Here is a 25,823-nt window from a genome sequence, read left to right on the forward strand (position 1 = left end):
CGTGCGCGGAGAGGTGCCCGCGGTCGAGGACACGATGTCCCTCACACCGCGGGAACCCAAGCCGCCGGCCGCACACGGCAAAGGAAGCCGCGGCAAAGGACGCCGGGGGCGGCGGGTGTTGCGCTGGACGGCGATCGTGCTGGCGGTGGTCGTACTCGGCACCGCGGGCGCCGGGTACCTGTACTACCGGCACCTCAACGACAACCTCAGGAAGGACGACCTGAACCTCGGTGACGAGGAGAACAGGGCGGCCAGGACAGAGGCGAACGCCGCCGGGCAGACCCCGCTGAACATCCTGCTGATCGGCTCGGACGCGCGGGACAACGAGGAGAACCAGAAACTCGGCGGCGCCAAGGACACGTACAACACCGCGCCGCGCGCGGACGTCCAGATGCTGCTGCACCTCTCGGCCGACCGCAGCAACATGTCGGTGGTCAGCATGCCGCGCGACACCCTGGTCGACATCCCGGAGTGCACCGACCCCGACGACGACAAGGTCTACTCGGCGCTCACCTCGGCGATGACCAACGACTCGCTCGGCCGCGGCGGCCCCGGCTGCACGGTGGCGACCTGGGAGAAGCTCACCGACATCCACATCGACCACTTCATCATGGTCGACTTCGCGGGCGTGGTGTCGATGGCGGACGCGATCGGCGGCGTACCGGTGTGCGTGGACGCCAACATCCACTCCCACACCTCCAACGGCCACGGCTCCGGCCTGAAGCTGAAGAAGGGCACCACCCCCATCAAGGGCGAGCAGGCCCTTCAGTGGCTGCGCACGCGGTACGGCTTCGAGGACAACACGGACATCGCGCGGGCCAAGGCCCAGCACCAGTACATGAACTCGATGGTCCGCCAGCTGCGCGAGAACGCGACCCTGAGCAGCCCGAACAAGCTGCGCAAGCTCGCCGAGACGGCCACCGAGGCGCTCACGGTGGACGAGGGGCTGGGCAGCGTCACCAAGCTGTACGACCTGAGCAACGAGCTGCGCAAGGTCCCCACCGAGCGCATCACCATGACGACCATGCCGTGGCAGTACGCCTCGGACGGCAACCGGGTGGTGCCCAAGCCGGAGGAGGCCAAGAAGGTCTTCCGGCTGGTCCGTGAGGACATCGCGCTCGACGGCAAGGACAAGAAGAAGGACGAGACCTCCGACGACCCGGCCGCCGCCGACGGGGAGATCGCCGTGCAGGTCCAGAACGGCACCCGCACCAGCACGCAGGCGGCGGTGCCGGGACGGGCGAGCGACGTGACCGAGCTCCTCGTCGGCAAGGGCTTCGGCGCGGCCACCTCGGACTCCTCGGTGGCACCCAGCCGGGCCACCACCATCGTCCGCTACCCGAGCGCCGACCTGGAGGGCGACGCCCAGCGCATCGCCAAGTCCCTCGGGATTCCGCTGAGTTCGGTGAAGAAGTCGACGGACGTCTCCGGGGTCACCCTGGTCGTCGGCGCGGACTGGCGCTCGGGGACGACGTACAAGGCGGCGAAGAAGGACGACTCGCTGCCCGAGTCGGAGGACACCTTCAACGGCGCGGACACCAAGGCCTGTATGCACGTCAACCCCGACTACACCTGGTAGCGGCCGAGCCGTACATCGTCGGCGCCGGGCATGTCCTGGCCGCCGACCCGCGGCTGAGCCGCACCGGCCGTCAGTCATGGCGAAGGCCCCTTCCCCGGTGTCCGGGGAAGGGGCCTTCGGTCGTCCTCGGCCGCTACGCCTCCGTCAGCACCGCCGGCCGTCGCGAGGCGATGACCTTGCGGGCCAGGGACCTCGGGCTGGTCAGAAAGCCCCAGCCCCACGACATGTGCATGGTGGCGAGGGCCACCGGGATCTGGAGCCGCGCCTTCAGCGGCAGGCCCTTGCCGGCCGGGAGGGAGCCGAGCACGATCCCCGCGAGATAGCCGCCGGGGATCACGAATCCGAGCGGGGTCAGGGTCGCGCCCACCACCAGGCCCGCCGCGATCGCGCACACCGCGGCCGGCGGGGCGAGGTAGCGCAGGTTGATGGAACCGGCGTGGTAGCGGGCGACGACGTGCCGCCAGCGGCCGTAGTCCTTGTACTGCTTGGCCAGCGCCCGCACCGACGGCCGCGGTCGGTAGGACACCTTCAGCTCCGGCGAGAACCAGATCAGCCCGCCGGCCTCCCTGATCCGGAAGTTCAGCTCCCAGTCCTGGGCGCGGATGAACTCCTCGTTGTAGCCGCCCTGTTGCTCCAGGGCCTGGCGGCGGAAGACACCCAGGTAGACCGTCTCGGCGGGGGCGGCCGCGCCACCGGTGTGGAAGGCCGCGTTGCCGACGCCGATCTTCGAGGTCATCGCGGCGGCGACCGCCTGCTCCCAGGCGTTCTCGCCCTCGGCGTGCATGATGCCGCCGACGTTCTGCGCGCCGGTCTCCTCCAGGAGCCGTACGGCGGTGGCGATGTAGTTCGGCGACAGCATGCCGTGGCCGTCGACCCGGACGACGATCGGATGGCGGGAGGCCTTGATCGCGGCGTTCAGGGCGGCGGGCGTGCGGCCGGTCGGATTGGGGACGGTGTGGACGCGCGGGTCCTCCCGGACGAGCTCGGCGGCGATGTCGTCCGTACGGTCCGTGGACGGACCGAGGGCGATCACGACCTCCATCTCGCCGGCGTACTCCTGCGCGAGGATCGCTTGGACGGCTCCGCGCAGATGCCGCTCCTCGTTGAGGACCGGCATGATCACAGACACGGCGGGGAGCTGCACGTCGGGCTTGGCGTTCATAGGGGGCTCACGTTACCGCGAACGGGGGACACCGATGCGCCCCGCCCGGGGCGGTGCCGGTGGTCGCAGATCGTATGGGCCTACGGTGCTGAAGATCCCACGTACGGCCCCAGCGGAGGTGCCCCCCATGTCCACGCCGCCCCGCCGCTCCCCCGCCGCCACCCGGCCCAGGCGCCCGCCCGTACGACGGCGGAAGCCGCGTTGGGCCGCCCGCGCGATCACCACCCTCTCCGTGGTGATCCTCGCCTCGGCCGGGATCGGACACGGGGTGCTCTCCAGCCTGGACGACGACATCGCGCGCGTGGACCCCTTCAAGGACATGAAGAACCGGCCCCGCGCCGGCCACGGCATGAACGTCCTGCTCGTCGGCACCGACGGCCGGGACAAGATCACCGAGGCCGAGCGGCAGAAGTACCGGCTCGGCGGCGCCCCCTGCCACTGCACCGACACGATCATGATCGTGCACATCTCGGAGGACCGGGAGCGGGCCAGCGTGGTGAGCCTGCCGCGCGACTCGTACGCCATGACGCCCCCGCACACCGACCAGACCACCGGCGAGGAGCACCACGGCCACCCCATCAAGATCAACGCGGCGTACGCCGAGGGCGGCCCGAACCTCACCGTGCGCACCGTCGAGAACATGACCCACGTGAAGATCGACCACTACCTTGAGGTCGACTTCACCAGCTTCATGAAGACCGTCGACGTCGTCGGCGGCGTGAAGATCTGCACCGCGGAGCCGCTCAAGGACTCCTACACCGGCCTGGACCTCCCCGCGGGCACCCACACCCTCATGGGCGGCGAGGCCCTCCAGTACGTCCGCTCCCGGCACATCGACGGCGCCGCCGACCTCGGCCGGATGAAGCGCCAGCAGCGGTTCATGGCCGCGCTGATCGACCGGGCCACCTCCTCCGGGATCCTGCTCAACCCGATGAAGTTCCGGGACATCACCCGGGCCGTGCTGGGCTCGGTCCGCGCCGACAAGGGCTTCGGCACCGACGAACTGCTGGACCTGGGCCGGGCGATGCGCAGCTTCTCCCCCTCCTCCTCGGAGTTCACCACGGTCCCCATCGGGCAGATGGGCTACGCCGTGCAGGGCGTCGGCTCCACCCTGAAATGGGACCCGAAGAAGTCCGGCCGCCTCTTCGAGGCCCTGCGCGAGGACCGGCCGCTGGCCGCGCACAGGCCGAAGAGCGAGGCCGTACGCGTGGCGGTCGCCCCGCAGCAGATCCGGGTGCAGGTCGAGAACGGCACCGCCACCGGCGGCCTCGGCCGACGCGTGGACGCGGAACTGGCCGCGACCGGCTTCCGCACCACCCGCCAGCCCGTGAACGCCGCCGACCGCACCCTCGCGCGCACGGTCGTCGCCTACGACCCCCGCTGGGACCGCTCCGCCAAGTCCCTCGCCGCCGCCCTCCCGGGCAGCGAACTGCGCCCGGTGAAGGGACAGGGGCCGGTACTGAAGGTGGTCGCCGGGGCCGACTTCCAGAAGGTGCGCAAGGTACGGGCGGACGATCCGTACCAGGGAGAGTTCGGGGTGGTGACGGGGGACGAGGTGGGGTGCCTGTAAGCACGCACCGACCTTCCCGCCCCTTCCTTCCGAAATGGCCTGGTCCGCGCGGGTGCGCCGGTTACGTCGCGGATTGGTGCCGTCCGCCCGATGGCGCCCGGCGCCCGGCAGGCGTAGGACGGAAGGCGACGGGGCCCGCCCCGGGCTCCCTCACCCCCGAGGAGAAGCCATGACCCAGCCCGGAACGACCGCGATGAGCAAGGCGATGCAGGACTGCGTCGAGGCGTGCATGTCCTGCCACAGCGTGTGCGAGGAGACCATGAGCTCCTGCCTGCAGATGGGCGGCCAGGCCCAGATGCAGATCATGCGCGCGCTGATGGACTGCTCCGAGATGACCCGGATGTGCGCGGACATGATGATGCGCCGCTCACCGATGTCGGCCGAGATGTGCGCGATGTGCGCCAGGGCCTGCGAGATGTGCGCGGAGGCGTGTATGGCCATGCCGGACGACGAGCAGATGATGCGCTGCGCCGAGGCGTGTCGCCGCTGCGCGGAGATGTGCCGGACGATGGCGGGCGCCACCATGTGACACCGGTCCCGAGTCCGCTCCAGGGGCACCCTGCGGGGTGCCCCTGAACCGTGGTGGGGCAGGCTGCTCCTCATGACCGCCTTGCCCGTGTTCCGCTACCACCCCGACCCCCTCGCCACCGGCTCGGTGGTCCCCTCCGACGCGGTGTGCGACTGCTGCGGGCAGCGGCGCGGCTTCGCGTACGCCGGGCCGGTGTTCGCGGTCACCGATCCCGCCGGCGCCCTGTGCCCGTGGTGCCTGGCGGACGGGAGCGCGGCCGAACGGTACGAGGCGCAGTTCACGGAGGCCGAGGGGCCGGTGCCGATGGCCGTACGGCTGGAGGTCGACCGGCGCACCCCCGGCTTCCACGGCTGGCAGCAGGAGCGGTGGCTCACGCACTGCCAGGACGCGGCGGCGTTCCTGGGCCGGGCGGGCGCGGCGGAGGTACGGCGGCACCCGGACGCCCTGGCGGACCTGGTGGCGGAGTTCGGCGAGGAGTTCTGCGCCGCGCTGGACGCCGACGGGCAGCCCACGGCGTACCTCTTCGCCTGCCTGCACTGCGACCGGCGTCTGGCGTACGCGGACTTCACGTGACCGGCCCGTGGCCGCCGTACGAAAGGCCTGGCGGTGCGCTCGGCACCGCCAGGCCTTCGCTCCCGGGACGGTTCAGTTGCCCGAGACGGTGACCTTCTCGTCGTTCTTCAGTTCCTGAACCAGCTGCTTGACCTTCGCCTTGTCCCAGACGAGGTTGCCGCCCGAGGTGCCCGCGATCGGCATGTTCATGGACTTGCCGTCGCCGCTGTTGACGCTCTTCATGGCCCAGAACATCTCGGCGAGGTCGAACAGGCCCATGTCCTTGTCGACGATCAGGGAGTCGAGGCCGGCACCCATGGTCGGGTAGAGCTTGAACGGGTTCAGGATCGTGCCCGGGGTGGCGACCTGGTTGGCGAGGGCGGCGAGGAACTTCTGCTGGTTCTTCGTGCGGTCCAGGTCGGAGGCCTTCAGGGCGTACCGGGTACGGACGAAGGCCAGGGCCTCCTCGCCGTTCAGGGTCTGCTTGCCCGCCTCGAAGTCGGCACCGGACTTGGTGTCCTTCATGCCGCCCTTCGGGATGGTGATCTCGACGCCGCCGACCGCGTCCACGATGTTCGCGAAGCCCGCGAAGCCGATCTCGACGTAGTGGTCGATGCGCAGACCGGTGTTGAACTCGACCGTGCGGACCAGCAGCTCGGGCCCGTCCTCGGCGTACGCCGCGTTGAGCTTGGTGTGCCGGCCCGTGCCCTTGTACGTCTTGCCGGACTCGGAGCCGACGAACGACGGGATCTCCACGTCCGAGTCACGCGGCAGGGAGATCAACGTGTCGCCGTTGCTGCCGGTGTGCAGGATCATCATCGAGTCCGTGCGCTTGCCCTCGGCGGACCCGGTGTGCAGCTTCTTCTTCTCCTCGGCGGACATGCCGGCGCGGCTGTCGGAACCGACGATCAGGTAGTTCGTGCCCTCGCCCCCGTCGGGCCGGTCGATGACCTTGGAGAGGTCGACCTCGCGGTTGAGCTTGGAGTCGGCCCAGAAGTACGTGCCGATCGTCGTCACCACCACGACGGTCACGACGGTGATCGCCGTCCACTTGATCCGGCGACGCCAGTTCGGCGCGGCGCCCGGCTCACGCGTGCGGCCCGGACCGCCGGGTCCACCGCCGCCGTAGACCTGGCCGGTGTTGTATCCGCTGTCGTAGCCGCCCGCGGGCTCCTCGCTGTAGCCGCCGTTGACGTACGACGGCTGCTGCGGCACCCCGCCCGCGTGCGGCGGCGCGGACTGGCCGGGACCGCCCCCGTACGCGCCCGAGGCGGACCGGCGGACCTGGCGCATCGCGCGTGCGCCTTCCGGCTGTGCGCTCGCGCTGCCGCGTCCGTACCGGTTGCCGCGGTTCTCGTCGGACCTTGCCTCGGGCCAATCACTCATGGGGCCCAGTGTGCAGGGAACGGCTGTGCCCTTTACAAGGGTCGTAGGAAAATCAGGGCACTGCTGTTGCGAACCCAACACAAAAGTCGCTGATGTGACCTCGGCATAAGGTGGAGGCCATGACAGACCAGGCCTCCTCCACGGACTCCGACCTCCCCGGCAAGCCCACCTCGGCGTCCCGCACCACGCTCAGCCACATCATGACCCACAACGACACCAACCTGCTGGGGACGGTGCACGGCGGCGTGATCATGAAGCTGGTCGACGACGCGGCGGGCGCGGTCGCCGGGCGCCACTCCGGCGGGCCCGCCGTCACCGCGTCCATGGACGAGATGGTCTTCCTGGAGCCGGTCCGCGTCGGCGACCTCGTCCATGTGAAGGCCCAGGTCAACTGGACCGGGCGGACCTCGATGGAGGTCGGGGTCCGAGTGCTCGCCGAGCGCTGGAACGAGTCCGACCCGGCCACCCAGGTCGGCTCCGCCTACCTCGTCTTCGCCGCGGTGGACGCCGACGGCAAGCCCCGCACGGTGCCGCCGGTCCTGCCGGAGACCGAGCGCGACAAGCGCCGCTACCAGGAGGCCCAGATCCGCCGCACGCACCGCCTGGCCCGACGCCGCGCGATCAAGGAACTGCGGGAGAAGCGGGCGGCGGAGGGGTTCGAGGACTGAGCGCCCTGACAGGGGAAAGGGCGCCCGCGGAGGTCCGTGGGCGCCCTTGTCGCGTGGGCCGTTACGGCAGGTTGCGCGCCATGACGATGCGCTGGACCTGGTTCGTGCCCTCGTAGATCTGTGTGATCTTGGCGTCGCGCATCATGCGCTCCACCGGGTAGTCCCGCGTGTATCCGTACCCGCCCAGGAGCTGGACCGCGTCCGTGGTGACCTCCATGGCCACGTCCGAGGCGAAGCACTTGGCGGCGGCGCCCTGGAAGGTGAGGTCGGAGTCGCCGCGCTCGGAGGCGGCCGCGGCCTGGTAGGTCAGGGCGCGGGCGGCGGCGATCTTCATGGCCATGTCGGCGAGCATGAACTGGATGCCCTGGAAGTCGGCGATCGCCTTGCCGAACTGCTTGCGCTCCTGGACATAGCCCTTGGCGTAGTCGAGGGCGCCCTGGGCGACACCGAGGGCCTGGGCGGCGATGGTGATGCGGGTGTGGTCCAGGGTCCTCATCGCCGTGGCGAAGCCCGTGCCCTCCTCGCCGATCATGCGGTCGGCGGGGATGCGGACGTTGTCGAGGTAGACCTCGCGGGTCGGGGAGCCCTTGATGCCGAGCTTCTTCTCGGGGGCGCCGAAGGAGACGCCCTCGTCGGACTTCTCCACGACGAAGGCGGAGATGCCCTTCGAGCGCTTGGAGGGGTCCGTCACGGCCATCACCGTGTAGTACTCGGACTCGCCCGCGTTGGTGATCCAGCGCTTCACGCCGTTGAGGATCCAGTGGTCGCCGTCGCGGACCGCCCTGGTCTTCATGCCGGCCGCGTCGGAGCCCGCGTCGGGCTCGGACAGGCAGTAGGAGAACATGCCGTCGCCCTTGGCGAGCGGGGTCATGTACTTCTTCTTCAGCTCCTCGGAGCCGGACAGGATCACCGGCAGCGAGCCCAGCTTGTTCACCGCGGGGATGAGGGAGGAGCTCACGCAGACGCGCGCGACCTCCTCGATCACGATCACCGTGGCGAGGGCGTCCGCGCCCGCGCCGCCGTACTCCTCGGGTACGTGCACGGCGTGCAGGTCGTTCGCGACCAGCGCCTCGAGGGCCTCGCGCGGGAAGCGGGCCTCCTCGTCCACCGCGGCGGCGTACGGCGCGATCTTCGCCTCGGCCAGCGATCGGATGGCGTCGCGGAGCATGTCGTGCTCCTCGGACGGGCGGTACAGGTCGAAGTCAGCCGATCCGGCCAAGGTGTCTCACGCTCCAAATGCGCTGCGGTTCCGACGCTAATTACCGTTAAGTAACTCAAATTTTAGGGGTCCGCTCACGGGAGTGATACGTGAGCTTGGCGACAGGGGAAGAGTTGCCCGGGAAAACCCGCCCGCACGCCCCGACTATGCTCGGTCAGCGCATCGAACGACGCAGACCCCCTGGAGCATCCATGGCCCTCAAGATCACCGTGATCGGCACCGGCTATCTCGGCGCGACCCACGCCGCGGCCATGGCCGAGCTCGGTTTCGAGGTGCTGGGGCTCGACGTCGTTCCCGAGAAGATCGAGATGTTGCAGCGGGGCGAGGTCCCGATGTACGAGCCGGGCCTGGAGGAGCTGCTGCGCAAGCATGTCGCCGGGATCGAGGGGTCGACCGGGCGGCTGCGGTTCACGATGGACTTCGCCGAGGTGGGGGCGTTCGGGGACGTCCACTTCGTCTGTGTGAACACCCCGCAGCGGCACGGCGAGTACGCCTGTGACATGTCGTACGTCGACGCCGCCTTCGCCTCGCTGGCGCCGCACCTGACCCGGCCCGCCCTGGTCGTCGGCAAGTCCACCGTCCCCGTCGGCTCCGCGGACCGGCTCGCGGCCTACCTCGCCGAGCACGCGCCCGCGGGTGCGGACGCCGAGCTGGCCTGGAACCCGGAGTTCCTGCGCGAGGGCTTCGCGGTCGACGACACCCTGCACCCGGACCGGATCGTGGTCGGCGTCCGCAGCGAGCGGGCGGAGAAGCTGCTGCGGGAGGTGTACGCGACGCCGACGGGCGAGGGCACGCCGTTCGTGGTGACCGACTTCCCGACCGCCGAGCTGGTGAAGACCTCGGCGAACTCCTTCCTGGCCACGAAGATCTCCTTCATCAACGCGATGGCGGAGGTGTGCGAGGCCGCCGGCGGCGATGTCGCCAAGCTCGCGGAGGCCATCGGGTACGACGACCGGATCGGGAAGAAGTTCCTTCGGGCCGGGATCGGCTTCGGCGGCGGCTGTCTGCCGAAGGACATCCGGGCCTTCATGGCGCGCGCCGGTGAGCTGGGCGCGGACCAGGCGCTGACGTTCCTGCGCGAGATCGACTCCATCAACATGCGCCAGCGCGGTCAGATGGTGGAGCTGGCCCGCCAGGCGCTGGGCGGCGGCTCCTTCCTGGGCAAGCGGGTCGCGGTGCTCGGCGCCACCTTCAAGCCGGACTCCGACGATGTGCGGGACTCCCCCGCGCTGAACGTCTCCGGGCAGATCCACCTCCAGGGCGGCCAGGTCACCGTCTACGACCCCAAGGGCATGGACAACGCCCGCCGCCTCTTCCCGACGCTCGGCTACGCCGACTCGGCCGTGGAGGCGGTGCGCGGCGCCGACGTCGTCCTGCACCTCACGGAGTGGCGGGAGTTCCGGGAGCTGGACCCGGAGGCGCTGGGTTCGGTCGCGGCGACCCGGCTGATCCTGGACGGGCGCAACGCCCTGGATCCGGAGCTGTGGCGCAAGGCGGGCTGGACGTATCGCGCGATGGGCCGGCCGAGGGCCTAGGGGCGACGCCGGCTGGTGGCGGTGCGGGGCGACTCCGACTGGTAGCGGTGCGGGGGGCGTCGACGGCACGGCCGCGGTCCAGGTCGAGGCCGGGGCGGCCGCCGCTGCGAGGTGACGCCGGTTCGGCCGAGGCTCAGTCGGCCGAACCGGCGTCTTTCCGCATTCTGCCCCACTTCGCCACCCGGGGAGGGGTGACCTCCCAAGTCCCGGGTGCGGCTACTTGGCCCGGTAGCGGCGCATCTTCGCGCGCGCCCCGCAGACCTGCATGGAGCACCAGCGTCCCCGGCCCGCGGGGCTGCGGTCGTAGTAGGCCCAGTGGCAGTCGTCGGCCTCGCAGGCCTTCAGGCGCAGCCAGGTGCCCGCGACCAGTGCCTCGGCGACGGCCGCCGCGACCCGGGAGAGCAGCGGGCGCCCGTCGGTGGCGGTGAGCGCGGCGGAGCCGTCGCCGTCGTCGACGGTGACGACGAGCGGGGCCGCCGCGAGCAGCTCGCCCAGCGGGGTCACCGTGCGGTGCGGGGGGTGGCCGGCGTGGGCGAGGAGGGTGGCCCGGAGTGATTCGCGCAGTTCACGGGCGGCTTCGAGGTCGTCGTCCGGGACGCCGAGGCGGGTCCTGCCCTCGGCCGTGTCCAGCGCGTCGGCGCCCGACTCGATGTCGAGGGTGTTGACCAGGGACTCCACCAGAGCCAGGCCCCCCGGCGCGGCCGATCTCTCACTCATGCTTGCGACGTTACCCCTGATGCGGCAGCATGCAGTAACCGTTACCGGTTACCCGCCTCTATGGGTAACCGATCGCATGCTTCGAGGAGGAAGTCATGGCTCTCGCCAAACTGGGCGTCGTCGTCCTGGACTGTCCGGACCCGCGCGCCCTGGCCGGTTTCTACGCCGAGATCCTGGGCGGCACCGTGGAGGGGGACGGTGAGTGGGTCGACCTGAAGGTGCCCGGCGGCCAGTCGCTCGCCTTCCAGGCGGCACCCGGGTACACCCCGCCGCGCTGGCCCTCGCCCGACCACTCCCAGCAGTTCCACCTGGACCTGACGGTCGAGGACCTGGACGCCACCGAGAAGGAGGTGCTGGCGCTCGGCGCGACGACCCTGGACGCCGCCGACCGCTCCCGCACCTGGCGTGTGTACGCGGACCCCGCTGGGCACCCGTTCTGCCTGTGCGCCTGCTGAACCCCGGGGAACACCGAAGCCCCGGGCCACTGACCGAGGAGGGTCCGCAGTGACCGTGGCACGCTTCCGTTCCGTCGTGATCGACTGTCCCGAACCGCTGCTGCTCGCCCAGTTCTACGCGGCGATCGTCGGCGGCACGCCCCGCGTGGAGGAGGAGGACTGGGTGGTCCTGGAGGCGCCCGGAGTGCCACGGCTCGCCTTCCAGGCGGCACCGGGGTACGTCCCGCCGCAGTGGCCGTCCCCGGAGCACTCGCAGCAGTTCCACCTCGACCTCGACGCCGGGTCCACCTGGGACGAGGTCGACGCGGCCGAGCGGCGGGTGCTCGAACTCGGGGCGCTGCCCCTGCTCGTGGCGGACAAGGAGGACTTCCGGGTGTACGCCGATCCGGCGGGGCATCCGTTCTGCCTGTGCCGGATCGAGCACCCGTAGGGCGGCGCCGCTCGGCCTGGTGGTTCAGCCGTCCAGGTCGGAGATCTTCGCCGTCGACGGCTCGCGGCGCTCCTGGGCCGCGCGGGCCGTGAAGTCGGCGCCGCGCAGGACGCGTTGGACGTTGCCCCAGGTCAGCAGGGCGATGTCGGACTCGGACCAGTCGCGGCGCAGGAGCTCGGCGATGAGGTGCGGGTAGCAGGAGGCGTCGGTGAGGTCCTGCGGGTGGGCGGTGCCGGCGTCGTAGGTGCCGGACAGGCCCACACACTCGGGCCCCGCGAGGGTGCGCACATGGTCGAGGTGGTCGGCGACGTCCCGGACGGACGGGCCGGTCTGCTCGGCGGTGAGCGGCACCATGCACAGGCCCTTGGCGGCGCCCAGGGCGACGAGCAGCTCGTCGGGGAGGTTCGCGGGGTGGGGCCGCAGGGCGCGGGCGGCGGAGCGCGTGCACACCAGCGGCGCCTTGGAGACGGCGAGGGCGCGGCGGACGGTGTCGGCGGAGGCGCCGGAGAGGTCGGCGAGGACACCGAGGCGGTTCATCTCGCGCAGCACCTCCTCGCCGAACCGGGTCAGTCCCGCCTCGCTCGCCCAGCTCACCCCGGACAGCGTGAGCACGCGCAGGCCGAGGGCGTGCAGGGAGCGCAGGATGCCGAGCGAGTCGCCGAGGGCGGGGGCGCCGGCCGGACCGAGCAGCACGGCGACCCGGCCGCAGTGCCGTACGTCGGCGGTCTCCCCGGCGGTCCGGGCCAGCCGCAGGCCCTCGGGGTGGGCCCGTACGACGGTCTTCACCAGGTCCAGCTGTTCCAGGGTGGCGCCGACGGCCCGGTCGCCGCCGATGCTCTCGGGCAGGTGCAGCGACCAGAACAGCGCGGCGACGTGGCCCTCGCGCAGGCGCGGCACGTCCGTGTCGACGGCGCTCTCGCCGAGTTCCAGGTCGTACCAGGGCAGGTGGCGCAGGGCCCAGGGCAGTCCGCTGTAGCCGTCGGCGACGGGGTGTGCGTCGAGGATCGCGTGCGCCCGCTCCAGGGGTGCGGTGTCCGGGTCGGAGACGGGCGTGTAGGGCGCCGGGGCGGCGAACGGGTCGGGCAGGGCGTCGAGCTCGCCGACCTCGCTGGTGGTGTGCAGTTCGTCCTGGAGGTCTGCCATGGCGGGCTCCGTACGTCGTGATCGTCGACATGATCAGCAGTACGGTCACCGTCGCACGGGGCGCGGAGGGCTTCTCGGTGGGTGGGGCGTTCGGGGGTACTCAGCCGCCCCTGGCCACCTGGATGACCTCGTCGAGCGTGTCCCGGGAGCGGACCAGGTCGGCGATCATGCGGTCGATGCGCTCACGCTCGCGTGCGAGGTCGTCGACCAGTCTCGGGGTCGCGACGGCCGAGGGCCCGCCGTCCGCGTCCCGCATGCAGGGCAGCAGTTGCGCGATCTTGCCGCTGTGCAGTCCGGCCGCGAAGAGCTCCTGGATGCGGATGACCCGGTCCACGGCCGCCTCCGGGTAGTCCCGGTGCCCGCCGGGGGTGCGGTCGGCCCGCAGCAGCCCCTGGGTCTCGTAGTAGCGCAGCGACCGTTCGCTCACACCGGTGCGCCGGGCCAGTTCGCCGATCCGCATGGCCACCTCGTCCTGAATCTGACACGGATGTCAGCTTCCAGCGTACGGTCCTGACGAACCCGCCGGAACCCGCCGCCGGCGGGAGCATGACGGGCGTACGGGGGCGGGGCGCCGGTCGCACCGACCGCCCCGCCCTCGACGCGGCCGGCGCTCAGCCGTCCAGCGACTCGATGGTGGCGTTGGACGGCGGGCGCGTCGCCTGGAGGTCGCGCGCCACGTCCTCCGCCGCGCCGAGCACCCGTACCGCGTTCTGCCAGGTGAGCTTGGCGAGGTCGGACCTGGACCAGCCGCGGTCGAGCAGCTCGGCGATCAGGTTCGGGTAGCCGGAGACGTCGTCCAGGCCGTCCGGGGTGAAGGCCGTGCCGTCGTAGTCGCCGCCGATGCCCAGGTGGTCGATGCCGGCCACCTCGCGCATGTGGTCCAGGTGGTCGGCGACCGTGGACACGGTGGCGATCGGGCGCGGGTGGCGCTCCTCGAAGGCGCGGTGCACCTTCATCGCGTCCGGGGTGGTCGCGAGGTGGTGGAAGCCGTGGGCGCGCATGTTCTCGTCCGCGGCGGCGGTCCAGTCGACCGCGGCCTGGAGCACGAACTTGGGCACGAACGTCACCATCGCCATGCCGCCGTTGCCGGACAGCCGCTCCAGGACGTCGTCCGGGATATTGCGGGGGTGGTCGCACACGGCCCGCGAGGAGGAGTGGGAGAAGATCACCGGCGCGAGCGTGGCGTCCAGCGCGTCCCGCATCGTCGTCGCCGCCACGTGCGAGAGGTCGACGAGCATGCCCTCGCGGTTCATCTCCCGCACCACCGCCCGGCCGAAGGCCGACAGCCCGCCGACGCGCGGCTCGTCCGTCGCGGAGTCCGCCCAGTCGTTGTTGTCGTTGTGGGTGAGGGTCATGTAGCGCACGCCGAGCGCGGACAACGCGCGGAGCGTGGCGAGGGAGTTGGCGATGGAGTGGCCGCCCTCGGCCCCCATCAGGGAGGCGATACGGCCCTCCGCCCGCGCCGCCTCCATGTCCGCCGCCGTCCGCGCGGCCCGCAGGTCCGCGGGGTGCCGGTCGATCAACTGCCGTACGCAGTCGATCTGTTCCAGCGTCGCCGGCACCGCGTCGGGCAGGTCCGAGCGGACGTACACCGACCAGTACTGCGCCCCGACCCCGCCGGCCCGCAGGCGCGCGAGGTCGGTGTGGAGGTGGGCGCTCTGGTCGGCGGCGAGGTCCCGGGCGTCGAGGTCGTAGCGGACCTGTTCGCGCAGCGCCCAGGGCAGGTCGTTGTGGCCGTCGACGACCGGGAACTCGGCGAGGAGTTCCCGGGCTGTCTCCCTCGCGCTCACGGCCGTCACTTCCCGAAGCCGAAGCCGCCGTTGCCCGAGCCCTCGACCTTGGCGCGCAGCCGCCTGCCCTTCTCGGTGGCCTGGTCGTTCAGCTCCTGCTGGAACTCCTTCATGCGCCCGAGGAGTTCCTCGTCGTGGGCGGCGAGGATGCGGGCCGCGAGGAGGCCGGCGTTGCGGGCACCGGCGACCGAGACGGTGGCGACCGGGACCCCGGCCGGCATCTGCACGATGGAGAGCAGCGAGTCCATGCCGTCGAGGTACTTCAGCGGCACCGGGACGCCGATGACCGGCAGCGGGGTCACCGAGGCGAGCATGCCGGGCAGGTGGGCGGCGCCGCCCGCGCCCGCGATGATCACCTTGACGCCACGGCCGGCCGCCTCCTCGCCGTACGCGATCATCTCGCGGGGCATGCGGTGGGCGGAGACGACGTCGACCTCGTAGGCGATCTCGAACTCGTCGAGCGCCTGGGCGGCGGCCTCCATGACGGGCCAGTCGGAGTCCGACCCCATGACGATGCCAACAACGGGGCTCATTCGGTGATCGTGCCTCTCAGGTAGCCGGCAGCGTGACGGGCGCGCTCCAGCACGTCGTCCAGGTCGTCGCCGTAGGTGTTGACATGGCCGACCTTGCGGCCGGGTTTCACGTCCTTGCCGTACATGTGGATCTTCAGCTGGGGGTCGCGGGCCATGCAGTGCAGGTACGCCGAGTACATGTCCGGGTAGTCCCCGCCGAGGACGTTGGCCATGACCGTCCACGTCGCGCGCGGGCGCGGGTCGCCGAGGGGGAGGTCGAGGACCGCGCGGACGTGGTTGGCGAACTGGGAGGTGATCGCGCCGTCCATCGTCCAGTGCCCCGAGTTGTGCGGGCGCATCGCGAGTTCGTTGACGAGGATGCGGCCGTCGCGGGTCTGGAACAGCTCGACGGCGAGGTGGCCGACGACGTCCAGCTCCTTGGCGATGTTCAGGGCCATCTCCTCGGCCCGGAGCGCGAGGGACTCCTCCAGGTCCGGAGCCGGGGCGATCACGGTGTCGCAGACGCCGTTCACCTGCTGGGACTCCACGACCGGGTAGGCGACGGCCTGGCCGTGCGGGGAGCGCACGACGTTGGCGGCGAGCTCGCGGACGAAGTCGACCTTCTCCTCGGCGAGCACGGGGACGCCGGCCCGGAAGGGGTCCTCGGCCTCCTCGACGCTGTCGACCACCCACACGCCCTTGCCGTCGTAGCCGCCGCGGACGGTCTTGAGGACGACGGGGAAGCCGTCGCCCTCCGCCGCGAAGGCCGCCACGTCCTGCGGGTCGCTCACGATCCTGTGCCGTGGGCACGGCACCCCGATCGCGACGAGCTTCGCCCGCATCACGCCCTTGTCCTGCGCGTGCACGAGAGCGTCGGGCCCGGGACGCACGGGGATGCCGTCCGCCTCCAGCGCCCTGAGGTGCTCGGTGGGTACGTGTTCGTGATCGAAGGTGATCACATCACAGCCCCTCGCGAAGTCACGCAGCGTGTCGAGATCGCGATAGTCGCCGATGACGACATCGCCTACGACCTGCGCCGCGGAATCCTGAGGGGTGTCACTGAGGAGCTTGAACCTGATGCCGAGCGGGATGCCCGCCTCGTGTGTCATACGAGCGAGCTGCCCCCCGCCGACCATGCCGACTACCGGGAACGTCACACGCCTAGGGTATCGGCCGCGCCACGGCGGCCGGATTCCGCTCCTGCTATGAGCCTCTTTCCAGCTCTGTGGCCTGGTCCACGGGCAACCGGGAAGGGGGATGGTTAGCATGGCTGGGTTGACGAAACCCGCTGACCGACCCGACTGGGGGCCTGCACGACCATGGGACCAGGTTCCTCAGGACTGCGAAGGTTCTTCCGAGAGGTCGCCAAGTTCGGCGCCGTGGGAGGTGCCGGCCTGCTGGTCAACCTCCTGGTGTTCAACCTCGTCCGGCACCTCACCGAGCTGCCGGTGGTCCGGGCCAGCGTCATCGCCACGGTCGTCGCGATCGCCTTCAACTACGTGGGCTTCCGCTACTTCACCTACCGTGACCGCGACAAGAGCGGCCGCACCAAGGAACTGACCCTGTTCCTGCTGTTCAGCGCGGTCGGCCTGGTCATCGAGAACGGCGTGCTCTACACCGCGACCTACGGCTTCGGCTGGGACAGCCCGCTGCAGAGCAACGTCTTCAAGTTCGTCGGCATCGGCATCGCCACCCTGTTCCGCTTCTGGTCCTACCGCAGCTGGGTCTTCAAGGCCCTGCCCGTCAGGGAGGCCGTGGCCAGCGCCGAGTCCTTCCTGGAAGAGGCGACCGTGACCAGGCCCCGGCCCGGCCAGCGCGTGCCGTAGGGCCGGAGGGGCGGAGGGGCGGAGGGGCGGACCGGCTCTAGCGGACCGTGGGCTCCGCGTCCGCCGGCGGCTTCTGGGCCGGCGTGCGCGACAGGAAGAGGCCGAACACCGCGGGCTGGGCCTGGAGCATCTCCAGGCGCCCCCCGTCGGCCTCCGCGAGGTCCCGGGCCACCGCGAGGCCGATGCCGGTGGAGTTGCGGCCGCTGATCGCCCGCTCGAAGATCCGCGCCCCCAGGTCGGCGGGGACGCCCGGTCCCTCGTCGGTGACCTCGATGACGGCCTGGTTGCCGGTGACGCGGGTGCGCAGCGCCACCGTGCCGCCGCCGTGCATCAGGGAGTTCTCGATCAGTGCCGCCAGCACCTGGGCCACCGCGCCCGGGGTGCCGACCGCCCGCAGATGCCGCTTGCCGGAGCTCACGATGGCGCGGCCCGCGCTGCGGTAGGCGGGGCGCCACTCGGCGAGCTGCTGCTGGATGACCTCGTCGAGGTCGAAGGAGACCGCCGAGCCGGTGCGGGGGTCGCGGGCGTTGGTGAGCAGCCGCTCCACCACGTCCGTCAGGCGTTCCACCTGCGTGAGCGCGATGGTGGCCTCTTCCTTCACGGTGTCCGGGTCGTCGGTGAGGGTGATCTCCTCCAGGCGCATCGACAGGGCCGTCAGAGGCGTCCGCAGCTGGTGGGAGGCGTCGGCGGCGAGGCGCCGCTCCGCGGTGAGCATCCGGGCGATGCGCTCGGCTGAGCCGTCCAGGACGTCGGCGACCCGGTCCAGCTCGGGGACGCCGTACCGCTTGTGCCGGGGGCGCGGGTCGCCGGAGCCGAGGCGTTCGGCGGTCTCGGCGAGGTCGGTCAGGGGCGAGGCCAGCTTGTTGGCCTGCCGTACGGCGAGCAGCACGGCGGCGATCACCGCGAGCAGCGCGACCGCGCCGATGATCAGCAGGGTGCGGCCGACCTCGCGGGTCACGGACGAGCGGGGCTCCAGGACGGTGACCGTCTCGCCCTCCTCGCCCTTCTCGGTGGCGCTGATGACGTCACCGACCGGCTTGCCGCCGACCTCGATGGCCGGCTCGCCGGGGATGTGGATCACGGCGTACCGGTCCCCCGCGACCTGTTCCCTCAGCACCCGCGCGTCGACGGTCTGCTCGCCGAGCAGCCGGCTGTCCACGATGCTGGCCAGCCGGACCGCCTCGGAGTCGACCCGCTCCTGGGCGCTGTTGCTGATGGTGCGGGTCTCGACGATGACCAGGGAGACGCCGAAGACGGCGATGACGACCAGCACCACGGCGAGGGTGGACTGGATGAGGCGACGACGCACGGGGCCCCTCCGGGCGGGCTACTTCTGGAGGCCGGTGCGGGGCACCCACCTGACGGCGCGGGGAACTGCGCGACCATCCACAGTCCACCCGCACGGACAACCCGACATGCGGAAGCTAGCTCTTCTCGAACCGGAACCCGACACCCCGCACCGTGGCGATGTACCGAGGGTTCGCGGCGTCGTCGCCGAGCTTCTTGCGCAGCCACGAGATGTGCATGTCGAGGGTCTTCGTCGACGACCACCAGGTGGTGTCCCAGACCTCGCGCATCAGCTGGTCGCGGGTGACGACCCGGCCGGCGTCGCGCACCAGGACCCGCAGCAGGTCGAACTCCTTGGCGGTGAGCTGGAGCTCCTCCTCGCCCATCCACGCGCGGTGCGACTCGACGTCGATGCGCACCCCGTGCGTCGCCGGCGGCTGCGCCGGCTCCGCGGCGCCGCGCCGGAGCAGGGCCCGCACCCGGGCGAGCAGCTCGGCGAGCCGGAACGGCTTGGTCACGTAGTCGTCGGCGCCGGCGTCGAGGCCCACGACGGTGTCCACCTCGTCCGCGCGCGCGGTCAGGATGAGGATGGGCACGGCATGGCCCTCGGCACGCAGCCGACGCGCCACCTCGAGGCCGTCCATGCCGGGGAGCCCGAGGTCCAGCACGACCAGATCGATGCCGCCCTGGATGCCGGCGTCGAGCGCGGTGGGGCCGTCCTCGCGCACCTCGACCTCGTACCCTTCCCGGCGCAGTGCGCGGGCCAGCGGCTCCGAGATGGACGCGTCGTCCTCGGCGAGCAGTACACGGGTCATGAGCTGATGGTAGACCGCGTTTGACAGAACATGGGGTGTGATCGGGAGCGCGTGATTCTTACCATGGGGCGATCCGGCACGAACCTCTGTACCGGAGGTGAGGGTTGGGTAAGGACCTTAGAAAAGGTGTGTACGGTTCCCCTGGCACCTGTGATCCATCTCTCAAGTCCTTCCATTTCCGGCACTGTCCTGCCGTATGGTGAAAGACGCCTTTAGCACCACGGGGACCTTTGGCAGTTACTTCACGCCGAAGGTCTCTCTTTGTGTGCGGCCGGCTCACCGCCGGCCTGGAAGGAATGACCCCGTGGCCGGGCCCCCAGGAGGGGACGGCGACCACCGGGCGCGCCCGCCGCTCATCGCGCCGACGCGTCCCGACCAGCAAGGAACGACCATGGCGTCCAGCCTGACGAAGGACTCGGTCCGCCCGGGCACCCCCGGCCCCGAGCAGACCTTCTTCGGCCACCCCCGCGGACTGGCCACACTCTTCATGACCGAGATGTGGGAGCGTTTTTCCTACTACGGCATGAGGGCTCTCCTCCCGCTGTACCTCGTTGCCCCGGGCGGCCTCCACCTCAGTGCCGCGACCGCCACCGCGATCTACTCGGTGTACGTGTCGCTCGTGTACCTGCTCGCCCTGCCCGGCGGCTGGTTCGGCGACCGCGTCTGGGGTCCCCGCAAGACCGTCGCCGTCGCCGGTGCGGTGATCATGCTCGGCCACCTCACCCTGGCCCTGCCGTCCGCCGGCACCTTCTACGCCGGTCTCGGCCTCGTCGCCATCGGCTCCGGGCTGCTGAAGGCCAACATCTCCACGATGGTCGGCCACCTCTACGACGGCCCGGACGACCCGCGTCGCGACGGTGGCTTCACCGTCTTCTACATGGGCATCAACCTCGGCGCCTTCGCCGCGCCGCTGATCATCGGCACCATCGGTGAGAACGTCGACTGGCACCTGGGCTTCGCGCTCGCCGCGCTCGGTATGGCGCTGGGCCTGGGCCAGTTCCTGATCGGCTCCCGCCACCTCGCCGCGCGCTCCAGCGTCGTCCCGACGCCGCTGTCGGCCGAGGAGAAGCAGTCCACGCTGCGCAAGGCCGCCATCTGGGCCGCCATCGCCGCGGTCTTCTACGCGATCGTCGGCCTCTCCGGCCACTACACCCTGAACTGGATCCTGGTCCCGCTGACCCTGCTCGGCCTGATCATCCCGGTGATGGTGCTGGCCCGCATCAAGCGCGACAAGCAGCTCGACCGCACCGAGCAGAAGTCGATGTCGGCGTACATCTGGTTCTTCGTCGCCGCGGCCGTCTTCTGGATGATCTACGACCAGGGCGGCTCGACCCTGTCGATCTTCGCCGACTCCTCCGCCGACAACACCATCCTCGGCTGGGAATTCCCGGTCTCCTGGTACCAGTCGGTCAACCCGGTCCTGATCATGGCCCTGGCCCCGGTCTTCGCCTGGTTCTGGCTCGCGCTGAACCGGCGCGGCAAGGAGCCGAGCACCATCGTGAAGTTCTCCTCCGGCCTGGTCCTGGTCGGCGCGTCGTTCTTCCTGTTCCTCGCCCCGCTGTCGATCGCCGAGGGCGGTCACAAGGCGGCCGCGGCGTGGCTGGTGGCGATCTACTTCGTCCAAACCGTCGGTGAGCTGCTGCTCTCCCCGGTCGGCCTGTCGGTGACGACGAAGATGGCCCCGGCGAAGTACGCCTCCCAGATGATGGGTGTCTGGTTCCTGGCCGTCACCGCCGGTGACGCCACGACCGGTCTGCTCTCCATCGCCGGCGTCGACCTGAACAGGACGGGCATCGTCGCCCTGGAGGCCACGCTCGCCGCGATCGCCGGTGTCGCGATCTGGATGTACCGCAACCGCGTCAAGGAGCTCATGGGCTCGGTCCGCTGACATGACCTCGTAGGAACGCGTGGCGTTTCTCTCGAACGCAGGGCCGCCGCGCCACCCGGTGCGGTGGCCCTGGGTGGTTTTCCGGTCGGGCTCCGGCGCGGGGACGCACCATCACAGGCATGCGTCGTGCTCTCGTCCCGGTGGCGGCCGCCCTCGGCTTCCTGCTCTCGTCGTCCGGCGCCGTCGTGGAGGCGGCCCCCGAGACGCTCCCCTACGGCAGCCATGCCCGCCAGACTCTCACCGTGTACGGCGAGCGGGGCGCCCCCGCGCTGGTGATCCTGCACGGCGGGTACTGGGCCGAGGACGCCGACTGGAGCCGGACCGCGCGGTGGCTGGCGGCACGGGGCTTCCGGGTCTACGAGACGGACTACCGGCTCAACACCGACGCCCGCTGGCCCGCCCAGCGCAAGGACGTCCGCGCCGCGCTGCGCTGGATCGCCGCCGACTCCCCCGGGCGCCCCCTGGTCCTCGGCTCCTCCGCGGGCGGCCAGCTCGCCCTGGACGCGGCGGCCTACGGCGCGGGCGGGGCACTGGTCCGGGGCGTGGTCGCGCTGTCCCCGGTCGCCTCCCCGTACCGGGCCTGGGTCGACGGCGGCCGCCCCGGGGCCACGGCGGCACAACGCCGACTGCGCCGGGAGGCCCGCCGCCTGGTCGGCTGCACCCCCGACCGCGCGAACCCCCGCTGCCGCGCCCGCTGGAACGACCTCGCCGCCCGGACCCACGCCTCCGGCCCGGACGACGCCCCGATGCTCCTCATCCACTCCCGCGGGGACTTCGTACCGCCCGCCCACTCCACCGACGTCGCCGCGGCGGAACGCCGGTCGGGCCACCGCGACATCACCGTCCACACCGTGCAGGGCTCCGCACACGGCGGCGCCCTGATGCCGACGGCGCGAGAGACGATCCTGCGCTGGCTGCGGGGACACTCCTGAGGTCCGGCAGGCCGACCCGCCCCAGGGGTCACACCCCTGGGCACCTCGCACGGCGGAGGGTCGGGAGGCGGCGAGGGGTGGCGCCCGGCGACCGGCCCGCGCGCGTGGGCCGCGGCTTCCGCCCGGCCGGGGCGTGGGAGGGTGCCCGGTGACCGGTCCGAGCGACAGCCCGCGGCTTCCGCCCGGCCGGAGCAAGGAATAGCGCCCGGCGACCCGCCCGCGCGCAGGCCTGCGGCTTCCACCCCCGCCGGGACGTGGGACGGCGCCCGGCGACCACCACACACGCGGGCCCGCGGCGTCCACCCCACCGGGGCGCAGGACGGCGCCCGGCGACCCGCCCGCGCGCGGGCCCCCCGGCGTCCGCCCGACCGGGGGCGCGTGACTCGTCACCCCCCACCCCCGGCCCCGCTGAGCCCTACCGCAGCCGACCCCGTCCCGGCAGGAAGGTGAAGACCGCCGCGCCCAGCAGGACGGTCGTGCCGGCGACCAGGGACAGCGCCTTGAGCGCGTCGTGGTCCTCGGCGCCGGTGTCGGCGAGGCCGCCGGACGAGGATGCGCCGGACGAGGAACCGCCGGTGGTGGACGAGCCGCCGGACGCTCCGCCCGCCTGTTCGGTCGTGTCCAGGGTCAGTGACACCGACGTGCTGTCCGGCGTGCAGGTCGTCGTCGTACCGAGCGCCTCGATCGTCAGCACACCCGGCGACAGCGTCGACTCCCCCGTCGCCCCCGGCTTGTAGGTGCCGGTCATGTCCGGGATCTCGATCGGGTCCCCGGCCGTGATCTCCTCGGCGTTGGTGGGGCCCTCCACCCGCACGGAACCCTGGTCGTCGCCGCCCAGGACCACCTGCATCGACGGCTTGATGGAGTCCTTCGGGAGGTTGGCCGGGCTGTCCATCGGCGACTTCTTGAACTGGACGGTGAGCCCGTAGTTCCCGCCGTCCTTCTCGGCGTTGATCTGGATCGTGGAGGTCGCCTTCTGCGTGCCGATGGGCGAGGCGCAGGTGTAGGGGATGTCGACGACCTTCCCGGTGAACGCGGTCTGCCCGCCACCGGTGTCGGACGGACTCGCGGAGGGGCTCTGCGTGGCACTCTGCGTCGGCGTGGGGGACGCGCTCCCGCTCCCCGTCGGACTCGGAGTCGGAGTCGGTGACGAACTCCCGTCCCCCGCCTCGACCTTGATGGTCGCCGCCGGCTGCACGGTCTCCGTCGGCGTGCAGTTCGTGTCCGTGCCGAAGGCGGTGATCTTGTACGCGTCCGGCGTCAGCGTCACGTCACCGGCGGTCGTCAGCTTCAGCTTGCCCTTCATCGCGGAGAGCACCATGGCACCGCCCTTGGGGATGGGCGGGTTCTCCTGCGGCCCCTCCATGGGGACGGCGGCGGTCTGGGCGCCGGCCGCCCTGAGCGTGCCGGACGGCTTCACGGAGTTGGCCGGCAGGTCGATGAGGTCGGGGTTCTTGGAGGCGGCCTGGACGAACGTCCACACCACCTCGACCTCGTCCCCGACCGTCGCGGTGGCGGGCGCGGTGATCTCCACCTTGCTGGTGCCCTCGACGGGGTCGAGCCCGGAGGCGGCGGGCGGTACGCACCTGGTGGCGAACGACACCTCGGCGGCCTGCGCGGGCGACGCGGCGGCGCCCAGGACGACACCGGCACACACGAGTACCGGTACGGCTCTCCATCGCTGTCTCACGTGGATCCCTTTCTGGTGGGGGGCGTCGGGCTGTCGTCGTGCGGTGCGGAGAGCCGACCTGCCGCGCCCGGATCGGCGTCCGGGGTGAACCACGGCAGGGTCGAGGAGGTGGGCGGCTCCTGGTCCGGGGTGCGCAACCCCGGCAGCCGCAGGGTGAGTTCGGGCCTCCGGAGCCGGGCCGGGCTCCGGCCGTGGCCGGTCCCGTGCGGTCGGCGGGGCGAGTGGGGCCGACGGATCCGGCGGGGCCGGCGGGGCCGTGTCCGGTCGACCACGGCCATCCCGGTCCGGAACAGGGCGGCGGGCACGACCAGGCAGACCAGGACCCAGAACAGGGTCACGCCCCAGGGCCGGCCCACGCCCCAGGGCTGCTCGGCGAGGACCTTGCCGCCGTACTTCAGCGACACCGTGTAGTCGCCGTGCGCGCCGCCCGCGAGCTCGACGGGCAGTTCGATGCGCGCCTTGCCGCCGGGGGCGATCGTGCCCCGCCACTGCTGCTCCTCCCAGCGGGGCGCGAACACCCCGTGCGAGGTGCCGATCTGGAAGAGGGGGTTCTTGATCTCGGAGGTGCCGGCATTGCCGACGGTGAGGACGAGGGTGCGGGCGGGCGGCGCCCCGAACCAGGTCAACAGCCCGTCGGAGCCGTCCAGTCGGGTGTCGGCGAGGACCGACAGGCGTCCGCCGGAGGCCTCCACGGGCAGCGGTTCCACGGCGTGCCCGGCGACCTGGAAGATGGCGTCGGCCTCGGCCTTCGCCCCGGTCACCGTCGCCACGTGCACCACGCACGGGCAGGGCACGGGTGGTTCGGTGACCGGAAGTCGCCTGCGGAACCGGCCGTCGGCGTCGGTGGTGACGGCCCGGCCGTCGGCGTTGGCACAGGAGTCGGTGCCCCCGGGCACCCCCCGCGACGGCACGGCCTGGCCGCAGATCAGCACCGTCAGCAGGGTCTTCGCCCGCCAGCCGCTGCCGGTGACGGTGACCGAGCCGCCGGTCCCGGCCTGCGAGGCGGAGAGCCTGACGGTCGGTCGCTCGGCGGCCGGGGCGACCGACGGCGAGGCCATGACCGACACCAGCGCCAGGAGCACCGTCAGCACCGCCACACGCACCTTCACGACACCGCTCCCGTCAACTCGTCCGCCCGGCAGCCCGGTTCGCCCGCACCGGCCCCGCGGCACCTGTGCCGTCGTACGACAAGCAGCGCGCCCCGGGCGGAGAACATCGGCGGCTCCGTGAATCCGGCGGTGCGGTACCGCCCCCGGAAGGGGCGCGGGGAACTGCGCGACAAGCCCTCACGGCGCCGCAGCCACGAGAAACCCCGGCGCGGCTGCCTCGAAGGCGCGTCTCAACCAGCGGTACGCCGATGCCTGCGGGAGAGCCACAGCGTGCCCGCCGCCCCCGCGAGCAGCACCGTGCCCCCGAGCGTCCCGAGCGCGATCGCCGAGTCCTCGGGTCCGGTCTGCGGCAGCGACGCCCCCGACCCGGAGTCGGAGCCGCTCGGGGCGGACCCGCCGGATCCGCCCGCCGCCGTCACGTCGAGGGTGAGCGAGGGTCCGGGGCTGCTGGTCGGCGTGCACGTGGTCGTCGTACCGAGGGCGATGATGGTCAGCACCCCCGCGGTGAAGGTGACCTCGCCGGACTTCGCCGGGGTGTACGTGCCGCTCAGGTCATTGATCTTGATGGGGGTGTTGGCGGGCACCACGGCCTGGTTCGCCGGTCCGGTCACCTTCAGCGTGCCCTTGTCCGCGCCGCCCAGCTGGATGACCGCGCTCGGTTTCATCGCCCCCTTGCCGAGGTCGACGGGGCTGGAGGAGACGCCCTTCTGCCAGGACATGGTGATCGTCCAGCCGCTGCCGCTCTTGACGCCCTTGATGTCGATGGGCGAGACGGCGCTCTTGTCGCCGATCGGTGTCTTGCACTGGTACGTGACGTCGACGACCTCGGCCCGGGCGGCGGGGGCGGCCATCAGCACCGCCGAGCCGGCCAGGGCCGCGGTGGACGCGAGCGCGGCGGTTCGTTTCCGGTACGACACGGTTCCGCTCCCTCTTGCTCGTTGCTGGGTTCCCTTGACTGGTTCCTGACGGCACATCAGATCGGCCGTCAAGGTACGCCCGGGCTCGCAAGGAAGGAAGACAAGAGGCGCG

At 71.6% G+C, this 25,823-nt stretch carries 25 protein-coding genes; 11 read left to right on the forward strand and 14 right to left on the reverse strand.

Going from position 1 to position 25,823, the window contains the following annotated elements; all coding sequences use genetic code 11:
- Positions 1-34 precede the first annotated feature (34 nt).
- Complete coding sequence (locus ACH41F_RS17275; protein WP_391232326.1) at positions 35-1,579, forward strand: LCP family protein; 1,545 nt, start codon at positions 35-37, stop codon at positions 1,577-1,579.
- Between the two features lie 133 nt (positions 1,580-1,712).
- On the opposite strand, the gene ACH41F_RS17280 is transcribed toward ACH41F_RS17275, so the two are convergent.
- Positions 1,713-2,741 carry a glycosyltransferase gene (locus ACH41F_RS17280; protein WP_391231594.1) on the reverse strand — a complete coding sequence of 343 codons (1,029 nt, stop codon included), beginning with the start codon at positions 2,739-2,741 and terminating at the stop codon, positions 1,713-1,715.
- Positions 2,742-2,868: 127 nt separating this feature from the next.
- On the opposite strand from ACH41F_RS17280, the gene ACH41F_RS17285 reads away from it, so the two are divergent.
- The 3 genes from ACH41F_RS17285 (at position 2,869) to ACH41F_RS17295 (ending at position 5,413) form a co-directional block, all read left to right on the forward strand.
- Entirely contained in the window at positions 2,869-4,311 is a 1,443-nt protein-coding gene (locus ACH41F_RS17285; RefSeq protein ID WP_391231596.1) for an LCP family protein, read from the forward strand.
- A gap of 169 nt (positions 4,312-4,480) precedes the next feature.
- A complete protein-coding gene (locus tag ACH41F_RS17290; protein ID WP_391231597.1) occupies positions 4,481-4,840 on the forward strand; it encodes a four-helix bundle copper-binding protein in 360 nt (119 codons plus the stop codon).
- Positions 4,841-4,912: 72 nt separating this feature from the next.
- On the forward strand, positions 4,913-5,413 hold the full coding sequence (locus ACH41F_RS17295; RefSeq protein ID WP_391231598.1) for a CbrC family protein: 501 nt from the start codon (positions 4,913-4,915) through the stop codon (positions 5,411-5,413).
- A 72-nt stretch (positions 5,414-5,485) separates the two neighbouring features.
- Here ACH41F_RS17295 and ACH41F_RS17300 read toward each other — a convergent pair whose 3' ends face one another.
- A complete protein-coding gene (locus ACH41F_RS17300; RefSeq protein WP_391231599.1) occupies positions 5,486-6,778 on the reverse strand; it encodes an LCP family protein in 1,293 nt (430 codons plus the stop codon).
- Positions 6,779-6,897: 119 nt separating this feature from the next.
- Here ACH41F_RS17300 and ACH41F_RS17305 point away from each other — a divergent pair, with 119 nt between their 5' ends.
- Positions 6,898-7,446 (forward strand): hotdog domain-containing protein, encoded by a 549-nt coding sequence (locus tag ACH41F_RS17305; protein ID WP_391231602.1) that lies wholly within the window; start codon positions 6,898-6,900, stop codon positions 7,444-7,446.
- Positions 7,447-7,507: 61 nt separating this feature from the next.
- On the opposite strand, the gene ACH41F_RS17310 is transcribed toward ACH41F_RS17305, so the two are convergent.
- Entirely contained in the window at positions 7,508-8,665 is a 1,158-nt protein-coding gene (locus ACH41F_RS17310) for an acyl-CoA dehydrogenase family protein (protein WP_391231603.1), read from the reverse strand.
- Positions 8,666-8,856: 191 nt separating this feature from the next.
- Between ACH41F_RS17310 and ACH41F_RS17315 the strand changes: the two genes are divergently transcribed.
- Positions 8,857-10,200, forward strand: coding sequence for a nucleotide sugar dehydrogenase (locus ACH41F_RS17315; protein ID WP_391231604.1), 1,344 nt, complete (start codon positions 8,857-8,859; stop codon positions 10,198-10,200).
- A gap of 216 nt (positions 10,201-10,416) precedes the next feature.
- Here ACH41F_RS17315 and ACH41F_RS17320 read toward each other — a convergent pair whose 3' ends face one another.
- On the reverse strand, positions 10,417-10,917 hold the full coding sequence (locus ACH41F_RS17320; protein WP_391231605.1) for a CGNR zinc finger domain-containing protein: 501 nt from the start codon (positions 10,915-10,917) through the stop codon (positions 10,417-10,419).
- 95 nt (positions 10,918-11,012) lie between these two features.
- On the opposite strand from ACH41F_RS17320, the gene ACH41F_RS17325 reads away from it, so the two are divergent.
- Both ACH41F_RS17325 and ACH41F_RS17330 read left to right on the forward strand, forming a co-directional pair.
- Positions 11,013-11,372, forward strand: coding sequence for a VOC family protein (locus tag ACH41F_RS17325; protein WP_391231606.1), 360 nt, complete (start codon positions 11,013-11,015; stop codon positions 11,370-11,372).
- Between the two features lie 49 nt (positions 11,373-11,421).
- Complete coding sequence (locus tag ACH41F_RS17330) at positions 11,422-11,802, forward strand: VOC family protein (protein WP_391231607.1); 381 nt, start codon at positions 11,422-11,424, stop codon at positions 11,800-11,802.
- A gap of 24 nt (positions 11,803-11,826) precedes the next feature.
- Here the strand turns inward: ACH41F_RS17330 and ACH41F_RS17335 are convergent, their stop codons facing one another.
- The 5 genes from ACH41F_RS17335 to ACH41F_RS17355 all read right to left on the reverse strand — a co-directional run bounded on the left by ACH41F_RS17335 (position 11,827) and on the right by ACH41F_RS17355 (position 16,404).
- The gene (locus ACH41F_RS17335; protein WP_391231608.1) at positions 11,827-12,945 is read right to left on the reverse strand and encodes a membrane dipeptidase; all 1,119 of its coding nucleotides are present in this window, start codon (positions 12,943-12,945) and stop codon (positions 11,827-11,829) included.
- A 100-nt stretch (positions 12,946-13,045) separates the two neighbouring features.
- Complete coding sequence (locus tag ACH41F_RS17340; protein ID WP_391231609.1) at positions 13,046-13,405, reverse strand: MerR family transcriptional regulator; 360 nt, start codon at positions 13,403-13,405, stop codon at positions 13,046-13,048.
- 151 nt (positions 13,406-13,556) lie between these two features.
- Positions 13,557-14,735: a membrane dipeptidase gene (locus ACH41F_RS17345; protein ID WP_391231610.1), complete on the reverse strand. Its 1,179-nt coding sequence runs from the start codon at positions 14,733-14,735 to the stop codon at positions 13,557-13,559.
- 5 nt (positions 14,736-14,740) lie between these two features.
- Positions 14,741-15,268 carry a 5-(carboxyamino)imidazole ribonucleotide mutase gene (purE, locus tag ACH41F_RS17350; RefSeq protein WP_391231612.1) on the reverse strand — a complete coding sequence of 176 codons (528 nt, stop codon included), beginning with the start codon at positions 15,266-15,268 and terminating at the stop codon, positions 14,741-14,743.
- The gene (locus tag ACH41F_RS17355; RefSeq protein ID WP_391231613.1) at positions 15,265-16,404 is read right to left on the reverse strand and encodes a 5-(carboxyamino)imidazole ribonucleotide synthase; all 1,140 of its coding nucleotides are present in this window, start codon (positions 16,402-16,404) and stop codon (positions 15,265-15,267) included. The genes purE and ACH41F_RS17355 overlap by 4 nt, the downstream gene beginning before the upstream one ends.
- A gap of 162 nt (positions 16,405-16,566) precedes the next feature.
- Here ACH41F_RS17355 and ACH41F_RS17360 point away from each other — a divergent pair, with 162 nt between their 5' ends.
- The gene (locus tag ACH41F_RS17360; RefSeq protein WP_391231614.1) at positions 16,567-17,073 is read left to right on the forward strand and encodes a GtrA family protein; all 507 of its coding nucleotides are present in this window, start codon (positions 16,567-16,569) and stop codon (positions 17,071-17,073) included.
- 37 nt (positions 17,074-17,110) lie between these two features.
- Here ACH41F_RS17360 and ACH41F_RS17365 read toward each other — a convergent pair whose 3' ends face one another.
- Both ACH41F_RS17365 and ACH41F_RS17370 read right to left on the reverse strand, forming a co-directional pair.
- On the reverse strand, positions 17,111-18,382 hold the full coding sequence (locus ACH41F_RS17365; RefSeq protein WP_391231615.1) for an ATP-binding protein: 1,272 nt from the start codon (positions 18,380-18,382) through the stop codon (positions 17,111-17,113).
- A gap of 115 nt (positions 18,383-18,497) precedes the next feature.
- Positions 18,498-19,175 (reverse strand): response regulator transcription factor, encoded by a 678-nt coding sequence (locus ACH41F_RS17370; RefSeq protein WP_030603615.1) that lies wholly within the window; start codon positions 19,173-19,175, stop codon positions 18,498-18,500.
- A 391-nt stretch (positions 19,176-19,566) separates the two neighbouring features.
- On the opposite strand from ACH41F_RS17370, the gene ACH41F_RS17375 reads away from it, so the two are divergent.
- Both ACH41F_RS17375 and ACH41F_RS17380 read left to right on the forward strand, forming a co-directional pair.
- A complete protein-coding gene (locus ACH41F_RS17375; protein ID WP_391231616.1) occupies positions 19,567-21,063 on the forward strand; it encodes an oligopeptide:H+ symporter in 1,497 nt (498 codons plus the stop codon).
- A 119-nt stretch (positions 21,064-21,182) separates the two neighbouring features.
- Positions 21,183-21,995 carry an alpha/beta hydrolase fold domain-containing protein gene (locus ACH41F_RS17380; protein WP_391231617.1) on the forward strand — a complete coding sequence of 271 codons (813 nt, stop codon included), beginning with the start codon at positions 21,183-21,185 and terminating at the stop codon, positions 21,993-21,995.
- Between the two features lie 415 nt (positions 21,996-22,410).
- On the opposite strand, the gene ACH41F_RS17385 is transcribed toward ACH41F_RS17380, so the two are convergent.
- From ACH41F_RS17385 to ACH41F_RS17395, 3 genes are all read right to left on the reverse strand, one after another.
- The gene (locus ACH41F_RS17385) at positions 22,411-23,685 is read right to left on the reverse strand and encodes a hypothetical protein (protein WP_391231618.1); all 1,275 of its coding nucleotides are present in this window, start codon (positions 23,683-23,685) and stop codon (positions 22,411-22,413) included.
- Complete coding sequence (locus ACH41F_RS17390) at positions 23,682-24,743, reverse strand: hypothetical protein (protein WP_391232327.1); 1,062 nt, start codon at positions 24,741-24,743, stop codon at positions 23,682-23,684. The genes ACH41F_RS17385 and ACH41F_RS17390 overlap by 4 nt, the downstream gene beginning before the upstream one ends.
- A 281-nt stretch (positions 24,744-25,024) precedes the next feature.
- The gene (locus ACH41F_RS17395; RefSeq protein WP_391231619.1) at positions 25,025-25,711 is read right to left on the reverse strand and encodes an LPXTG cell wall anchor domain-containing protein; all 687 of its coding nucleotides are present in this window, start codon (positions 25,709-25,711) and stop codon (positions 25,025-25,027) included.
- Positions 25,712-25,823 lie beyond the last annotated feature (112 nt).

This window comes from Streptomyces sp. NPDC020489 (assembly GCF_044386545.1).
Taxonomy (GTDB): Bacteria; Actinomycetota; Actinomycetes; order Streptomycetales; family Streptomycetaceae; genus Streptomyces.

Coding starts and splice junctions, on each gene's coding strand:
- ACH41F_RS17275 (WP_391232326.1), top strand. CDS start 35: ATGTCCCTCACACCGCGGGAACCCAAGCCGCCGGCCGCACACGGCAAA.
- ACH41F_RS17280 (WP_391231594.1), bottom strand. CDS start 2,741: ATGAACGCCAAGCCCGACGTGCAGCTCCCCGCCGTGTCTGTGATCATG.
- ACH41F_RS17285 (WP_391231596.1), top strand. CDS start 2,869: ATGTCCACGCCGCCCCGCCGCTCCCCCGCCGCCACCCGGCCCAGGCGC.
- ACH41F_RS17290 (WP_391231597.1), top strand. CDS start 4,481: ATGACCCAGCCCGGAACGACCGCGATGAGCAAGGCGATGCAGGACTGC.
- ACH41F_RS17295 (WP_391231598.1), top strand. CDS start 4,913: ATGACCGCCTTGCCCGTGTTCCGCTACCACCCCGACCCCCTCGCCACC.
- ACH41F_RS17300 (WP_391231599.1), bottom strand. CDS start 6,778: ATGAGTGATTGGCCCGAGGCAAGGTCCGACGAGAACCGCGGCAACCGG.
- ACH41F_RS17305 (WP_391231602.1), top strand. CDS start 6,898: ATGACAGACCAGGCCTCCTCCACGGACTCCGACCTCCCCGGCAAGCCC.
- ACH41F_RS17315 (WP_391231604.1), top strand. CDS start 8,857: ATGGCCCTCAAGATCACCGTGATCGGCACCGGCTATCTCGGCGCGACC.
- ACH41F_RS17320 (WP_391231605.1), bottom strand. CDS start 10,917: ATGAGTGAGAGATCGGCCGCGCCGGGGGGCCTGGCTCTGGTGGAGTCC.
- ACH41F_RS17325 (WP_391231606.1), top strand. CDS start 11,013: ATGGCTCTCGCCAAACTGGGCGTCGTCGTCCTGGACTGTCCGGACCCG.
- ACH41F_RS17335 (WP_391231608.1), bottom strand. CDS start 12,945: ATGGCAGACCTCCAGGACGAACTGCACACCACCAGCGAGGTCGGCGAG.
- ACH41F_RS17340 (WP_391231609.1), bottom strand. CDS start 13,405: ATGCGGATCGGCGAACTGGCCCGGCGCACCGGTGTGAGCGAACGGTCG.
- purE (WP_391231612.1), bottom strand. CDS start 15,268: ATGAGCCCCGTTGTTGGCATCGTCATGGGGTCGGACTCCGACTGGCCC.
- ACH41F_RS17360 (WP_391231614.1), top strand. CDS start 16,567: ATGGGACCAGGTTCCTCAGGACTGCGAAGGTTCTTCCGAGAGGTCGCC.
- ACH41F_RS17370 (WP_030603615.1), bottom strand. CDS start 19,175: ATGACCCGTGTACTGCTCGCCGAGGACGACGCGTCCATCTCGGAGCCG.
- ACH41F_RS17375 (WP_391231616.1), top strand. CDS start 19,567: ATGGCGTCCAGCCTGACGAAGGACTCGGTCCGCCCGGGCACCCCCGGC.
- ACH41F_RS17380 (WP_391231617.1), top strand. CDS start 21,183: ATGCGTCGTGCTCTCGTCCCGGTGGCGGCCGCCCTCGGCTTCCTGCTC.
- ACH41F_RS17390 (WP_391232327.1), bottom strand. CDS start 24,743: ATGGCCTCGCCGTCGGTCGCCCCGGCCGCCGAGCGACCGACCGTCAGG.